The 15387-nt window shown below is 61.2% G+C and carries 16 protein-coding genes; 7 read left to right on the top strand and 9 right to left on the bottom strand.

Translation table 11 applies throughout. From position 1 onward, the window contains the following. Positions 1-132 precede the first annotated feature (132 nt). The 4 genes from FJ958_RS26570 to FJ958_RS26585 all read right to left on the bottom strand — a co-directional run bounded on the left by FJ958_RS26570 (position 133) and on the right by FJ958_RS26585 (position 3842). A complete protein-coding gene (locus tag FJ958_RS26570; protein ID WP_140747441.1) occupies positions 133-906 on the bottom strand; it encodes an NAD kinase in 774 nt (257 codons plus the stop codon). After that, complete coding sequence (locus FJ958_RS31700) at positions 903-1457, bottom strand: hypothetical protein (RefSeq protein ID WP_181176527.1); 555 nt, start codon at positions 1455-1457, stop codon at positions 903-905. Before FJ958_RS31700 ends, FJ958_RS26570 begins: the two co-directional genes overlap by 4 nt. A gap of 256 nt (positions 1458-1713) precedes the next feature. Further along, positions 1714-2898, bottom strand: a complete 1185-nt coding sequence (glf, locus tag FJ958_RS26580) for a UDP-galactopyranose mutase (protein ID WP_140747448.1) — start codon at positions 2896-2898, stop codon at positions 1714-1716. Positions 2899-2915: 17 nt separating this feature from the next. Then, positions 2916-3842, bottom strand: coding sequence for a DUF707 domain-containing protein (locus tag FJ958_RS26585; RefSeq protein ID WP_140747451.1), 927 nt, complete (start codon positions 3840-3842; stop codon positions 2916-2918). Between the two features lie 200 nt (positions 3843-4042). Between FJ958_RS26585 and FJ958_RS26590 the strand changes: the two genes are divergently transcribed. From FJ958_RS26590 to FJ958_RS26605, 4 genes are all read left to right on the top strand, one after another. Further along, the gene (locus FJ958_RS26590) at positions 4043-4969 is read left to right on the top strand and encodes a hypothetical protein (protein WP_140747454.1); all 927 of its coding nucleotides are present in this window, start codon (positions 4043-4045) and stop codon (positions 4967-4969) included. Between the two features lie 290 nt (positions 4970-5259). Next, positions 5260-6294, top strand: a complete 1035-nt coding sequence (locus FJ958_RS26595) for an extracellular solute-binding protein (protein ID WP_140747457.1) — start codon at positions 5260-5262, stop codon at positions 6292-6294. A gap of 96 nt (positions 6295-6390) precedes the next feature. Then, complete coding sequence (locus FJ958_RS26600; protein ID WP_140747460.1) at positions 6391-7818, top strand: amidase; 1428 nt, start codon at positions 6391-6393, stop codon at positions 7816-7818. 29 nt (positions 7819-7847) lie between these two features. After that, on the top strand, positions 7848-8612 hold the full coding sequence (locus FJ958_RS26605; RefSeq protein ID WP_246679771.1) for a TetR/AcrR family transcriptional regulator: 765 nt from the start codon (positions 7848-7850) through the stop codon (positions 8610-8612). A 13-nt stretch (positions 8613-8625) separates the two neighbouring features. Here the strand turns inward: FJ958_RS26605 and FJ958_RS26610 are convergent, their stop codons facing one another. From FJ958_RS26610 to FJ958_RS26630, 5 genes are read right to left on the bottom strand one after another with little or no spacing between them, the layout of a single operon-like run. After that, positions 8626-9387, bottom strand: coding sequence for an MBL fold metallo-hydrolase (locus FJ958_RS26610; protein WP_140747463.1), 762 nt, complete (start codon positions 9385-9387; stop codon positions 8626-8628). A gap of 3 nt (positions 9388-9390) precedes the next feature. Continuing rightward, positions 9391-10455, bottom strand: a complete 1065-nt coding sequence (locus FJ958_RS26615) for an ABC transporter ATP-binding protein (protein ID WP_140747466.1) — start codon at positions 10453-10455, stop codon at positions 9391-9393. Beyond that, positions 10452-11234 (bottom strand): ABC transporter permease, encoded by a 783-nt coding sequence (locus tag FJ958_RS26620; RefSeq protein WP_140747469.1) that lies wholly within the window; start codon positions 11232-11234, stop codon positions 10452-10454. The genes FJ958_RS26615 and FJ958_RS26620 overlap by 4 nt, the downstream gene beginning before the upstream one ends. Before the next feature lie 2 nt (positions 11235-11236). After that, positions 11237-12124 carry an ABC transporter permease gene (locus FJ958_RS26625; RefSeq protein WP_140747472.1) on the bottom strand — a complete coding sequence of 296 codons (888 nt, stop codon included), beginning with the start codon at positions 12122-12124 and terminating at the stop codon, positions 11237-11239. A gap of 13 nt (positions 12125-12137) precedes the next feature. Beyond that, positions 12138-13223 carry a spermidine/putrescine ABC transporter substrate-binding protein gene (locus tag FJ958_RS26630; protein ID WP_140747474.1) on the bottom strand — a complete coding sequence of 362 codons (1086 nt, stop codon included), beginning with the start codon at positions 13221-13223 and terminating at the stop codon, positions 12138-12140. 92 nt (positions 13224-13315) lie between these two features. On the opposite strand from FJ958_RS26630, the gene FJ958_RS26635 reads away from it, so the two are divergent. The 3 genes from FJ958_RS26635 to FJ958_RS26645 all read left to right on the top strand — a co-directional run. After that, positions 13316-13930 carry a TetR/AcrR family transcriptional regulator gene (locus FJ958_RS26635; RefSeq protein ID WP_140747477.1) on the top strand — a complete coding sequence of 205 codons (615 nt, stop codon included), beginning with the start codon at positions 13316-13318 and terminating at the stop codon, positions 13928-13930. A gap of 130 nt (positions 13931-14060) precedes the next feature. After that, complete coding sequence (locus tag FJ958_RS26640) at positions 14061-14627, top strand: DUF2569 family protein (protein WP_140747480.1); 567 nt, start codon at positions 14061-14063, stop codon at positions 14625-14627. Positions 14628-14753: 126 nt separating this feature from the next. After that, the coding region (locus FJ958_RS26645; RefSeq protein ID WP_140747483.1) for a helix-turn-helix domain-containing protein at positions 14754-15387 on the top strand (634 nt) is incomplete at its 3' end.

Consider the following 15387-nt stretch of genomic DNA (forward strand, 5'->3'; position numbering starts at 1 on the left):
CGCGCCTGCAAAGTTGGTATGCGATTAGGCGCAAGTCCACGATTTGTCAACAGAAACAGGCGGGATTGGCGCGATTGTGAAGTCGTAACCTTAATCGCGATGCTTAATCCGGCCGCTTCTCTCTGTGCCGGCTCAGTAACGGAACTGTTCAGCCAGGATGCGTTCGTTCCAGGAATGGTTGGGATCGAACAGCAAGGTCGCCGTGGCTGTCGGCGATTCCCGCACCGTTACCGAGGTCACCGCCTTGACCTCCGTGTGGTCGGCGGCAGCGTTCACCGGCCGCTTTTCAGGCTCCAGAATGTCGAAGCGCACGGTCGCCTTGTTGGAGAGCAATGCACCACGCCAGCGGCGCGGACGAAACGGGCTGACCGGCGTAAGCGCCAGAAGCGGAGCGTCGAGCGGCAGGATCGGGCCGTGCGCGGAAAGATTGTAAGCGGTCGATCCCGCCGGCGTCGCGATCATCACGCCATCGCAGCTCAGTTCCTCGAGCCGTATCTGGTCGTCGACACTGATGCGGATCTTGGCCGTCTGATAGGATTGGCGCCACAGCGCCACTTCGTTGATCGCCAGCGCCGACATCGTTTCGCCTTCCGAGGTGACGGCCTGCATTTCGAGCGGGCGGATCGTTTCGGCGACCGCGGCCGCGATGCGCTCGGTGAGCCCTCCGGACCGGTACTCATTCATCAAGAAGCCGATGGTGCCACGGTTCATGCCGTAGACCTTCTTTCCCGTTCCCATCGTGTCGCGCAAAGTCTGCAGCAGGAAGCCATCGCCGCCCAAGGCCACCACAACGCCCGCGTCCGCGACCGAACACTGACCATAGCGCCCCGTCAGGCTTTCCAGCGCCGCCTTGGCGTCTGCTGTGTCGGACGAAACGAAGGCGATGCTGTTGGCGGCTGTGCTCATGGCTCCCCGATCGCGACCGATTGGCGAGATTCCGGCCGCGCCAGCGCCGGGGTAGCATGGGCGGGCGAATCTGCAAAGAGAGCCGTTGTATCGGCCTGCGAAACCACACCGCGACTGCGTCGCCAGGCCGGTAGGTCGCGCTTCATGTCAGAGCGCCAGCGAATGTGATGGTTAAGGCGGGGCTTAAACTCTCGTAAACGCGGATCGATCATGTTAGCCGGCATGGGCAGCGTGGGGCGCCCGCGGTACCGCTGTATCCTTCGGGATGTCAAATGGAGGCTGCGGCACTTTTGATTTGTGCGCATGATCCCTGGAAAATCCTCATCCCGGGATATGCGCCAGCCAGACGAGGCCGACACATTGCCGGTAACACGCCTGATTGTTGTTTTTGTCATGCTGGGTAGCTTCGCGCTGGTCTTCGCCGAGCTTGTGCGCCAGTCGGAACAAATGAGCACGAGATCGGTACCCACGGCATCGCGTTGCGGCGATGCCGCCGGAATGCCTTGCCCGCAAAGGGCGCTGTAGGTCGCGAAAACACGCTCGCCATCCACGTCATGGAACCACCGCCGATGCTCGGCATGTCTTGCCTGCTGCTGGCAGCTGCATCGAACACCATGCGGCTGTGCCGTAGGAGCCGACAAACCGGTGCCCGGACCTGACCTGGCAAGACGGGTCTTCCCGGGTGGGAGGCAACGACCGGTACCAGAACGGATCCGGCGCGCACCTTCGAATGGTTCCAGCGGCGGATCATGTCTGGCGGCAGGTCGGCGGCAACCGCCTGATGATCCGAAATTTGGGCTCAGTCCCTCATAGCGGCCGCGAAAGAGAACCAAGCCTGCCGGTGAAATAGGGCCCAAGCACGGTTTCGAAGGCCTTCAGGGCAGCGCCGATCGCCTGATGCATGTCGAGATAACGATAGGTGCCCAGCCGTCCCCCGAGATGCAGGTTTTTCTCGGCGGCCGCCCGTTCGAGATAACGACGGTAGACCGCCTGATCCCGGCGTGTGTCGATCGGATAGTAAGGCTCGTCGGTGCGGCCGGCAAACCGGGAGTACTCGCGGCCGATCAGTGTCTTGTCGCTCTTGTGCTGACGTTCCGGATTGAAATGCCGGAATTCAACGACGCGGGTGTAAGGTATGGCTTCGTCGGCATAATTCATGATCGACGTGCCCTGATGATCCGGCGTGTCCATGACCTCCAGATCGATATCGATGGTTCGCCAGCCGAGTTCGCCCTCGCAATAATCGAAATAACGGTCGATTGGGCCGGTGTAGACGACCGGCAAGTCCTTCGGCAGCAAGGGCTTGATATCGAAGAAGTCGACGCCAAGCCGTGTTTCGATGAGCTTATGCGCGAGCATCTTTTCGAAGATCGCGGTGTAGCCATCCATGGGCTGGCCCTGGAAGCGGTCGTTGAAATAGCCATCGTCGAATGTGAAGCGGACCGGCAGACGCGCGATGATCTGCGCAGGCAGCTCGCGCGGGTCCGTCTGCCACTGCTTGGCGGTGTAGCCCTTGATGAAGGCCTCGTAGAGGGGACGGCCGATCAGAGAGATCGCCTTCTCCTCGAGATTGGCCGGTGGGCGATCGCCAAGTTCGGCCGCCTGCTCGGCGATCATGCCGCGCGCCTCGTCCGGGCTCAGTCGCCTGCCGAAGAACTGGCAGATCGTGGCAAGGTTGATCGGTAGCGGATAGACCTTGTCGCGATAGGTCGAGAACGCACGATGGCGATAGGACGTGAAACCGGTGAAGGTCCGCAGATAATTCCACACTTCCTCGTTGGATGTATGAAACAGATGCGGTCCGTAGCGATGGATCTCGACGCCAGTGACGGGATCTTGTTCGGTGTAGGCATTGCCGCCGATGTGCCGGCGCCGGTCGATCACCAGCACACGCCGGCCGAGTTGCGTGGCGATGCGCTCGGCGAGCGTCGCGCCGTAAAAGCCCGCGCCGACTACGAGGATGTCAACTTCGCCAAGCAGGTTCTTGTTCATTGGCAGTTCTGGCGCTCTCATGGTTCGAGCACGATCTGAGCCAGATCGACGGGCTTGGAGCATTGTCTGCGCAAAACATGCCAGAGCCGTCTTTTCCATTTAAGCGTTTGACGAAAGTTGCCGCGACCCACGACGTAGTCAGCGACCATGCGCAGGCCGATAATCGGCCGCGATCTCCACCGCCTGCCTTTGCGGTCAACGGCCCCGTAGGACAAGGGAAAGAACTCACCAAATCCATATTGCAACGCCAGTTGGCGGTATTCCGACTCTGCCGTGCGGCCGGACGTGGCCATCGCTTTGACCATATGAATTCCGACTGGCCGCGTATGGCGGACAGGCAGGGCGTCGAATATGGCCGATGCTCCAAGGTTTTGCGCGGCAAGACGTGTCCACAAGGAGTCCAGGCCGAAACCGCTCATGGACTGTTGAAAAAGAGGCAGCATCTTGGCCGCGACGTCTGCTCTCATGCAGGGAGCCATGATCTCGATCTTGTCGACCAGGCGAAATTCGAAGCTCTTGCAGCGAAGAAACGGCAGGTGGGTATAGTAACTGTCCAGCGTCAATGCCGGCTGGGCAACGTGGAGGTCGTGCCGGCGCATATTGGCGAACATCGCTTCGATGGTTGCACGGTCTGCTTCCAGATCATCGTCCGGAAACCAGATATACTCGTAGCGGTCGAGCAGGTCAGGCTGGCGGCTGAGCAGGGCGTGTATGCCGTCCCATTTGCCACCCTTGTGGTCTGTCCGGTTTTCATAGACCTGCCGAAAGGCTGATGGGTCGGCTCCGTAGTAACTGACGATCAAATCGAATTTGCATCCAGGATCGTCCGCTCCCCAACCGCGATGGAGAGAGTTGTCGCCAGCTCTGACGATGACAAGATTGCGGCTGGCGCCGCTGGTTACTGGGCTACTTCCAGCATTCATGCCTTGGTCCAAAGCGGTCATGGCGAGCCCCTACACCAAAGCCGGATGAATGCGAAGGGGCATGGGTGGAAGGGAATTGGTCGTTGGCATTGATCGGGCGACAACTCGTGCCGCGCGTTGCAACACAACGTGAATCTGGATTCGTAGCGCGATCGCTTCTACGCTCGCCATGGAACTGCCGAGTCGAGCAGAACACGCGACCACTGCGGGGCGGACCTCTCATGAAGCTGATTGTGGTGACCCCGGCCGGCCGCGAGAGATATCTCCGACTGCTCAGCCACCATGTTCTGAAAAGCCCCGAGGTTCACGAATGGCATCTGTGGGACAATTGCCGCAACGAGGCCGACCGCGCCTATCTCCAGCGACTGGCGGCCAGCGATCCGCGCTGCAAGATAAAGACGCTTCCAAGCGCGGACGGCAGCATCGATGTCATCGGGAGGTTCTTCCGCTTCTGTGACGACGCCGACGCACTCTACCTGCGCCTCGACGACGATGTGGTTTTTCTGGAGGAGGGCTTCCTTCCCAGATTCAAGGAGCGAGCCGTGTCGGAAAAGGGCTCGGCGCTCTGGTATGCCCCGCTCATCATCAACAACGCGGTCTGCAACACCTTGATCAAGAATTTTTCCAGGGTGCTGATCGAGGGACCACTCACCTGTCAGGCGATGTGTCCGTATTCCTGGGCCCATGCGAGCTTTCCCGAGGCGCTTCATCCGGTCTTCATCGAGGCAGTCAGGACGAACCGGCTGGGGGACTTCCGCGTGCCTGACCGCGAAGTCAGGCTAGGGCGCTTCTCGATCAACGCGATCGGGTTTTTCGGATCGGAGGTGCTGGAACTCGGCGAGCTCTTCTACCCGCCGGGAAATGACGAGGAAGAATGGCTGTCAGCGACCTTGCCGGCGAAGCTCGATCGTCCGGGCAAGATTTTCGGCGATCTGGTGGCGGCGCATTTCAGCTTCTTCACGCAGGAGCAGCGTCTGCTGCAGACCGGCATCCTGGACAATTACTACGCGCTCGCCGGACTGCCGGCCCCGGCTTACGACAAGCCTGTTGTTAGAACGAGATTGAAGGATCGCCTGCGGCCTTGGCGGAAACCGAGGAATCGGGGACCGGACTATCGGATTTCGCTTCCCGCCAGCAACCGCGGCTGAAGCCTGCGCCGCCATTCCGTCAGCGGCTGGCTGCCTGGAAAGTGCAGGGCGCTTGATCAGGTCGCGGCAGTGCCGCCGAAAAGATATTGACTGTATAGTTAGTTATAATTTAGCCTCAGGGATAACCGAGTTGGCCAGCCGGCATTTGCCGGTGAATGGTCGCGAAGAGGGGAATATCTCGACAGCCGTCTGGCCCATCATCGGGGCGAAAGGCGTCAACAGGCTTGTTCATCGGCAGGAAATGGACCTGAGGCGGCGACGCGGCCGGTCCCAACAATGGGAGCACTAGCATGAACTGGAAACTGACAGCGGCGGCCGTTGGGCTATCGCTTTTCGCCGTAACAGGCATTGCCCGCGCCGATGGCGAACTCAACATCTACAACTGGGGCAATTACACCAGCCCGGACCTGATCAAGAAGTTCGAGGAAACCTACAAGGTCAAGGTCACCGTCACCGACTACGACTCCAACGACACCGCTTTGGCCAAGGTCCGCCAGGGCGCGTCCGGCTATGACATCGTCGTGCCCTCGGCCAGCGTCGTGCCGATCTGGATCAGCGAAGGCCTGTTGCTGGAGACCGATCCCAACAAGATGGAGAATTTCAAGAATGTCGATCCGCGATGGGTCGATGTTCCCTTTGATCCGGGCCGTAAATACACCGTTCCATGGCAGTGGGGGACAACCGGCATTTCGGTGAACAAGTCAGTCTATGCCGGCGACCCGAACACATCTGCGATTTTCCTCGACCCGCCACCAGAACTCGCCGGTAAGATCAATGTCGTGCCCGAAATGGGCGACATCCTTTTCCTCGCCATCGCCTATGAGGGCGGCAAATACTGCACCGACGACATGCAAGTCCTGAAGAAGGTGCACGACAGACTGATCGCGGCGAAGGCGAAATGGCTTTCGCTCGACTACGCGGCCGTCGACGGCCTGGGCAGGGGCGACATTGCCGCCGGCGTCAACTGGAATGGCATATCGCTGCGCGAGCGGGTGCAGAACGACAAGATCGTCTATGGCTATCCGAAGGAAGGCTTTCCGATCTGGATGGACAATGTCGCCGTCCTCAAGGACGCCAAGAATGTCGAGAACGCCAAGCTTTTCCAGAATTTCATCATGGACCCGAAGAATGCCGCGATGATCTCGGCCTTCGCGCGCTACGCCAATGGCATCAAGGGATCCGACGCTTTCATGCCGGACGACATGAAGGCCGCGCCTGAAGTGGCAATTCCGGCCGAATTTGCCGCCAAGGGCCAGTTCATGCAGGCCTGTCCGCCGAATGTGCAGGCGCTCTACACGAAAATCTGGACCGACCTCCAGAAATAGCGCTGCCAACCGAATCCGGGAACAGCCACCGGGCCGCAACGCGCGGCCCGGCCACCTTCATGCCAAGTGCGGTCTCTTGATCGCGGGAGACGTCCGATGTCCGATCTCGACCTTTGCTACATGCCGGCCCATGAGGCGCTGCGGCTGTTCAAGGCGAAGAAACTCTCGCCCGTCGAATTGATGCGGGCCACCATTCGCCGCGCCGAAGCCACCAAATCGGCGATCAACTGCCTCACGTTCACGCATTTCGAGGAGGCGATGGAACTGGCCGCCAAGGCCGAGGCGAAATACGCCAAAGGCGCCAGAACCGGTGCGCTCGAGGGCCTGCCGATCGGCATCAAGGACGAGAGCTACATCAAGGGCAAGCCGACATCGCACGGCTCGCTGCTGTCGAAGGATGCCATTGGCGGCCACACCTCGACCATGAATGAGCGCATCATCAAGGCCGGCGGCATTGTCCACGCGCGTACCGCGACGCCGGAATTCAGCTGCGCCGGTTATACTTGGTCGAAACGATGGGGTGTCACGCGAAATCCATGGAACCCGAACTTCACACCGGGCGGTTCGTCGGGCGGCGCGGCGGCGACGCTGGCCTCGGGCACATCCTCGATCGCGACGGGATCCGACATTGGCGGGTCGATCCGCATTCCCGCATCGGCTTGCGGCCTTGTCGGCTTCAAGCCGCCCTACGGTCGAAACCCGGATGATCCGCCCTTCAATCTCGACTTCTACTGCCACACGGGACCGTTGGCGCGAACCGTGAAGGACGCGATCCTGCTGCAGAACGTCATGGCCGGGCCAAGCCCGCTCGACATCGCGACGCTTCGCCCCAAATTGCGCCTGCCGTTCGAGTACAAGCCGATCCAGGGCTGGAGGATCGCTTTTTCCATGGATCTCGGTTCTTTTGAAGTCGACCCGGACGTACGGAAAAACACGCTCGCCGCTTGCGATGTGTTCCGCTCGCTCGGCGCCACCGTCGAGGAGGTCGATCTGGGCTGGGGCGATGAGGTGCTCAAGGCCGCCATGATGTATCTTGAGCATCTGTTCGGCGCGTCGCTGTCGCAACTGCTCCAACGGCACGCCAACGACATGACCAGCTATGCCCGCAAGTTCGCCGAGGACGGGCAAAAGTCGAAGGCCACGGATTTTGTCGCAACATTGGATGTCGCCGGCAGGATGTACCAGACCCTTGGCCCGTTGCTGGAAAAGTATGACGTGCTCATCTGCCCGACAAACGCTATCCCGGCGGTTCCGGCGGAGTTCGACCAGACCAGGGACACTGTCGAGATCAACGGGAAGCAGGTGAACCCGTCGCTGGGCTGGGTGCTGACGACGCCGTTCAACATGATGAGCCGCTGCCCGGTTCTTTCCATACCGTCTGGCCATGCCGCCAACGGCGTGCCGACAGGCATCCAGATCGTCGGCCGCACCTACTGCGACGCTGACGTTTTCCGGGCCGGGCTGGCCTATGAAACGGCTCGGGGGCAATGGTATGGAAATGCCGGGACACGCCCGTCGCTTTAAGCGGTTTCCGGGATGAGCCGGCGGTCCGTATGACAAAGCAATCCGTGCGGCGAAATATTTCCGCCGCGGGTCCGAAAGGGCTGACGAAAATGGCGCAGCGCAAGGCAACCGCAAGGCCGGAGAAACGCAAGGCCGCGGCGACGAAGGGCAGGGAGTCGGCAAACGATGCCCCGTCCAGGGACCGTCGGCGCGAACGCGGCGAAGCCAGCGTACAGCGCATCATCGACGCCACCATCGAGCTCATCGCGGAGGAGGGGCTGGCGAGCGTCACCATGCAGCGTATCGCCGAACATGTCGGCTCGTCCAACGCGCTGGTCGTCTTCCATTTTCGCAGCAAGGAGAACTTGTTCCGGGCCGTCCTGCAATATCTCAGCGATCAGTATGACGAGCTGTGGTTCAACCTGGTGCGGGCGCCCGGCCTCTCGCCGGTTGACAGGCTGCTAGGCGCTGTCGAATGCGCGCAACGCTTTGCCCGGCAGCATCCGAAATGGGTGTCGGTCTTCGTGGTGTTCTCCAGCGACCGCAAGAGCATGCAGATCTACAATGAGATTGGCCTGCCCAGTGACCTCGCCTACACCGCCGAAGCGCGCGAATTGCTGATCGAGATCGCGCGCAGCGGCGGCTATGCCGGCGTCGACATCAACACTCTCTCAGAGAGCCTGAATTACCTGGTTCACGGTGCATGGTATTGGGATCATCTGAACCCTTCCGGCCGCGACACCGACGTGCTGCGCAAGACCATGCTGCTCCTGCTGCATCAGGCATTCCCTCGGCATTTCGAACTGATGCGTTGATCCGGGATCCGGTCTACCCGTTCTGCCGCAGGTGGCAGCCGGCCCGGCGCTTGTGCGCCAGGTATTCGTCGATCAGCTGGCGGTAGCGCACTCTGCCGAAGCTCGGGAAATGGCCACCATGCACGACCGAGACATCGAGGTCGCGCATGGCGATCAGCGTGGCCATATAGTCCGGGATGTCCGAGTGGTAGACGTCGTCGATCAGCGGGCCGTCATAGACGATGTCACCGGACAGCAGGATGCCGGTCTTTCTCTCGTGGAGCGCGATGCCGCCAGGCGAATGGCCCGGCGTATGGACGACCTCGAAGGCACGGTCACCGAGATCCACAATGTCGCCATGCTCGAGCAGACGGTCGGCCGGCGCGGGTAGAATGCCGTAGCGAGCCGTATCCCAGCCTTGCGGCAGCCGATCGAACATTTCGTCGGTGGCGTAGCGGTCGGCAACCGTCCATTCGCTGCGCGGATCGGCAAGGATTTCCGCCTCGGCGCTGTGCACGCAACGGTCGGGAAATTCGTGGTGACAGCCGATATGGTCGAAATGCGTGTGGCTGGCGACGCAGATGAGCTTGCGCTCCGTCACCAAAGTCACATGCGCGCGCAGGCTGAAATGGCCAAGGCCTGTGTCGAAGAGGAGATCGCGGTCGCGACCGCGCACATGCCACATGTTGCAGCGGAAGAACGGCTTGATCCATGGTTCATGGATCAGCGTGACCCCGTCGCCCATGCGGATGGTCTCGTACCAGTCCGCCGCGTCGATAGCTGGAAGCACTCTCATGTCTCAGTCCGCCAGCTGGATGATGTCGTCAGCGTTGCACGAAACCACGACAGTGTCGCCTGCCTGAACAGTTGTGGATGCGGGCGCCTTGGCGATGAACTGCAGTGCCGGATCCAACTCCGAAGTCGCCAGCACGCGTTTGAAGCTGCCTTGGAAGACGACATCGCTGACTTTGGCGGAACCCAGCGCGATATCGCCTTTGGTCTCACCAAGGCGCAGGTGTTCCGGCCGGATAGCAAGCGCAATGCTGGTACCGGCCGACTGAGGGCCAGGCAGCAAGATCGCGCCCGCTGGCGTCGAAACCGTGATTGCCCCGTTTGTCGCTTTCATCACCGTTCCGGCAAGGATCGTGCTTTCGCCCATGAAGGTCGCCGAAAAGCGCGTCGCCGGCCTGGCATAGACACGCTCGGGCGGGCCTTCGTCCTCGATGCGCCCATCATTCATGACCACGCAGTGGTCGGCCAGCGCCATCGCTTCTTCCTGGTCGTGGGTGACATGGATGAAGGCGGTGCCGACGCGCTTCTGGATCGCCTTCAACTCGTCCTGCATCTGCCGTCGCAGTTTGAGGTCAAGCGCACCGAGCGGTTCGTCGAGCAAAAGCACCGCCGGCTCGATGACCAGCGCACGCGCCAACGCCACCCGCTGCCGCTGGCCGCCGGAAAGCTGGTGCGGCTTCTTGTCGAAGGCGGAGGCAAGGCCAACCAGCGCCAGGGCCTCACGTGCTTTTGCTGCACGCCTCGTGCCATCGACGCCCTGCATGCGGAGCCCGAAACCGACATTGCCGCCGACGCTCATATGCGGAAACAGCGCATAGTCCTGGAACACGGTTGTCGTCGGCCGCTTGGCCGGCGGCACCGATGTGCAGTCCTCGCCACGGATAAGGACTTTGCCTTCGCTCGGGGTGACGAAGCCGCCCAATATGGACAGCAGCGTCGTCTTGCCGGAGCCCGACGGCCCGAGCAGGATCGTATAGCTGCCGGGCTCGATCCGCAGCGAGACGTTCTTCAGCACGGCCAGCTGCCCGAAACGGTGCGAGACACCGCGGATGTCGACCAGGGGCGCGGTCATGGCTTTCTCCTGCGCAGCAAAGTCAGTTCGAACAGCACCACCAGCACGATGGAAACGGCAAAGACCAGCGAACCGACGGCATTGGTTTTTGGATTGAGGCCGGAGCGCAGCAGGTTCCAGATTTCCACGGGCAATGTGGTGTCGAAACGAGTGAGTAGGAAAGAGATCACGAACTCGTCCCAGGAGAAGGTCATCGACAGGAAGAAGCCGGCGAAGATGGCCGGCGCCATAACCGGCACGGTGATGAGGAGCAGCACCTTCCACTCCGGCGCGCCGAGGTCGCGCGCGGCACGCTCGATGTTGATCTGGTGGTCGCCCATCTGGCTGTAGATGATGGCAAAGCAGAGCGGCAGGTTGATCACGACATGGCCGATACCGGCGGCAAGCAGTGACTTCGGCACGCCGCCCCAGTTGAACAGCACCAGAAGCCCCATGCCGATGATGAGATAGCTGACCGTCAGCGGCAGCGTGATCAGGCCGCGCAGCAGGCCTGAGCCGGGCAGCACGAAGCGCGCGAAACCCCAGGCAGAGAGGAAGCCGAGCGTGACGGCGGTGGCCGAGGAAAGCACCGCGACCAGCAGCGAGTTGAGCAGCGCCGAGGTCAGCCTGGCGTCGGAGAGCACGGCATCGTACCAGCGCAGCGACGGGCCGGTGAATGGCGGGATGGGGAAGGAGGTCGACTGCAGCGAGAACAGCACCAGCACGACAACCGGCAGAAAGATGAAGCCGTAAACGACAAGCGCATAGATCGAGGAGGCGATGCGGATCACTTGTCGCATGCTCAGGCCCGCTCGATCTTCAGCCAGCGCGCGCAGGCGAGGTAGGCAACAGTGACGACCGCCATCAGGATGATCGACAGCGCCGAGGCCAGCGGAAAATCGCCACGCCGGCCGATTTGCATCATCACCAGCTGCGGCATCAGAAGCTCGTTGTTGCCGCCGAGAATCTGCGGCGTGATGTAGTCGCCGATGCACAGCACGAAGGTCAGGAAAGCGCCGACCATGATGCCGGGCAAGGTCAGCGGCAGGATGACGTGCAGGAAGGTGCGCACCGGTCCGGCGCCGAGATCGGCGGCCGCCTTGCGATAGCTAGGACTGAGCTGCTTGAGGTTGGCGAAAATGGTCAGCGTCAACAGCATGACGAAGAAATGCACGAAGCCGGTGATCGTGGCCAAACGCGTGTTGGCGAGCTGCAGCGGCTCCGAGATCAGGCCCGAACCGGTCAGCGCGCGGTTGATGACGCCGTTCTGCGCCAGCACCAGCAGCCAAGAATAGGAGCGCACGACATAGGAAGTCCAGAACGGCAGCACGGCCAGCATCAGCGCCAGGCGCTGCCAGCGCTCCGGCACCTGTTCGGCCAGGATCCAGGCGAAGGGGTAGGCGAGCAGCACCGAAACCACTGTGACGATTGCCGTGACCTGCAGCGAGTTCACCATCGCCTGCCAGTAGGACGGGTTGGTGAAGAACTGGCTATAGTTGGACAGTGTGAAACCGCCGCCCTCATGCGCCGTCAGGCTGGAAAGCCCCATGGCGGCGAAGGGCAGCACGAAGAACAGCAGCGTCCAGCCGAGCGCGGGCGTGACCAGAACCCAGGGCAAGGTGCGACCCGCCCGGGGCAGGGCGCGACCCGCCCGGGGCCAGAGACGCCCGTTGTTTTCAGCTGTGCTCATGAGCGGGGATCGCTCACTTTGCCTGCAGCATTTCGGTCCACATATCCTGCATCTTCTTGTCGAGGTCGGCATTGGGCGCCGGATAGGCTTGCGCACGAGCCAGGAAGCCCGGCTGCTCGTCGAACCGCAGGACCTTCTTCTGGTCGTCGGTGAGCGCGGCCTTGGTGTTCGACGGCATGCCCCAATAGCAGGACGATGTGGCAAGCCGCGCCTGGCCCTCGGGGCTCAGTATGTACTGGATGAACTTCAGCGCCATGTCCTTGTTCTTGGAATCCTTGAACATGGCCAGCGACTGCGACCACAGCACCGCGCCCTCTTTCGGGATGGAGAAATCCAGCGCCGGGTTCTCCTTCGCCAGTCCCGCCGTCACCCACTCGCCGCCGCCGACCAGTATGTCGACTTCACCCGTGGCGAGCGCAGTCTGACTGGCGGTTACTTCGCCGACCAGCTTGGCGTTGGCCTTCATCTTCAGGAGCTCTTCCTTGAGCGCGGGCAGGTCGGCCTCGGTGAGATCAGCCGTCTTCTTGCCGATGGCCAGCGCCGCCATGCCGATGACCGGCAGGTAGTAATCGTATATGGCGACCTTGCCCTTGTACTTGTCGCTGGTCAGCGACGCCAAGGACTGCATGTCGGCCGGATCGACCTTGGTCTTGTTGAAGCCGATCGTGTTGTAGCCGAACTTTTCGGTGATGCCGTAGCGCTTGCCGTCGATCATCGTCGACTTGTCCATCTTCACTTGCGGGAAAAGGTCGGCGAAGGGCAGCTTGTCTTCCGGCAGTGGCTCGAACAGGCCTTTCTCGACGCCGCGCGGCACGTCGATCGAGTCGATTACCATGACGTCCCAGTCGCCGGGCTGCGACTGCTCGATGATGGCGAGACCAGCGCCGGTGCCCTCGAATTCCTTGACGTTGACCTTGACGTTGTTGGCCGTCTCGAAGGGCTGGAGCAGCGCCGGATCGGAATGGTCGCACCAGATCAGCGCGTTGAGATCGGCGGCCTGGGCGATGCCGCACGCCGCAAGCAGCAATGCCGTGCTGGCACAGGCGGCATGCAGATGGCGTTTGAGGACGGGAAGTGGATTCGCGGATCTGACGGACATCGAGTGTTCTCCCTTTGCCTTTGTGGCTTCTTGCAAAAAATTGAACCAATTCTAAAATTGAGTCAATTCTGTTTTTATGGCAAGAGGCTGATATGAGCGGATTGCGGGCAAGGCAAAAGGCGTACCGTCACAGGCGCATCATCGAGGCGGCGGCGGCGCTTTTTCGCGAGGCCGGCTATGAGGGCGCCAAGATCGAGGCGATCGCCGCGCAGGCCGAAGTGTCGATAGGCACGATCTACAATTACTATCAGAACAAGGGCGACATCCTCGGCGCCATCGTCTCGCTTGAGGTCAACGAGGTGCTGAACGCCGGGCGCGGCGTGGTCGCCAACCCGCCCGCCAATGTCGGCGATGCGCTGGATGCGCTGGTCGGCATCTATATCGAGCACTCGCTGCACTATCTCAGCAAGGAGATGTGGCGGCAGGCGATGGCGATTTCGACGCAATTGCCCGACAGCCCGTTCGGTCAGGCTTACACCGCGCTCGACCGCTCGCTGACCGAACAGATCCGCGCGCTGATCGCCCGGCTGCAGGAGATTGGCCTGGTACGTCAGGACATCGACGGGGCGTCACTCGGCGAACTGATCTTCAACAACATGAACATGATGTTCATCGAGTTCGTGAAACGCGACAAGGCGGGGATGCCGGAATTGCGCGCGGCGATACGACGGCAGAACCGGATCTTGGTGGCTGCGATCGGGGTGTGAAACCAACTGTCAGGAGCAGGCAGGAGAAATCGCCGCTTCGGCAGCCGACGTACCTTCCCGCGACTTCACCTCTTGAGTTGAATTTAAAACCTGATACAACCTAAGAGGGCATAAAACAGGGGGGGTAAAAATGTCGTTTTCCGTCTGGCATTGGGCAATAGTACTGCTGCTGATCGGCGTACCTGTTTTCTTTGCTGTCCGATCAGCCGCGAAGCCATCACAGAATCCGGCTGGTCTTGTGGGCTTCGGTGGTTGGTTGATGCTGCTGGCGATCGTTCAGTCATTGTCTCCGCTGCGCACACTCGCGGACTTGGTCAATTCGGTCGAAGGTTACCAGCAACTCATGACCCTGCCGAACGGGGCTCTGGCGGCGTATGGCGAAGTTGCCCTCAATCTGGCGTTTTTGGCACTTCAGCTGGTTGTGCTGGCTTTAATGCTGCGGCGAAGCCACCGCTTCCCGCAATTGTTTCTGTTCCAGTGGTTTGCAATGCCGGTCGTGTTCGTCCTGGACACGATCTGGATCTCGTCAATTCTGGGGGTCCCGGTGAACCAAGCGCTTGCAGGCGATGCGCTGGTGGCACCTATATCCTCGTTTGTGGTGACCGGCATCTGGGCCGCTTACGTCTATAAGTCGGTCAGGGTGAGGAATACGTTCACCAGGACGAACGCGTCTGCCCAAATCGCGAGCGCCTCGTAGGGGCGCGCCTGTGGTCGAATGGGGTTTTTGGGCTCTTGGGTCGTACAGTTTGAGCGACCCGAGACATAGGTGACGATTTGTACCGGACACATGGGTAACACTTTTGGCTTTTGGCCGGAGGTGTTGATGCCGTGGAGAGAGTGTTCGGTGATGGAGGAACGTCTACGTTTTGTCGCCCGCCTTCTGGATGGCGAAGGTATGAGCGAAGTGTGTCGGGAGTTCGGGATTTCCCGCAAGACCGGCTACAAGATCTTCGACCGCTATAGGGAGGAAGGGCTCGAAGCCCTATGCGACCGCTCGCGCCGGCCTGTCCGCTACGCCAACCAGCTGCCCGACCGGATCGAGCGGCTGATCGTGGAGAGCAAGCGGGAGAAGCCGCATTGGGGTGCCAGGAAGATACGCGAGTTGCTCGTGCGCAAGCTGGCTGGCGACGTCCGGATTCCCGCCAGAAGCACGGTACATGCGGTGCTCGACCGCCACGGCCTTGTGAGCCAGGCCCGCAAGAGGAACCGGGCGAACAAGGCCGTGGGCACGGAACTATCCCAGGCGGTGCGGCCCAACGATCTCTGGTGCGCCGACTTCAAGGGCGAGTTCCGGCTCGGCGACGGCCGCTACTGTTACCCGCTCACGGTCACCGATCAGGCCTCGCGCTACCTGCTTGCCTGCGAAGCGCTTGAATCGACGAAGGAAGCTCCGGTCATCGAGGCCTTCGTCCGGCTCTTCAAGGACAGCGGCCTGCCCGCCGCCATCAGAAGCGATA

This window comes from Mesorhizobium sp. B2-3-5 (assembly GCF_006442395.1).
In the GTDB taxonomy this organism is placed as follows: domain Bacteria; phylum Pseudomonadota; class Alphaproteobacteria; order Rhizobiales; family Rhizobiaceae; genus Mesorhizobium.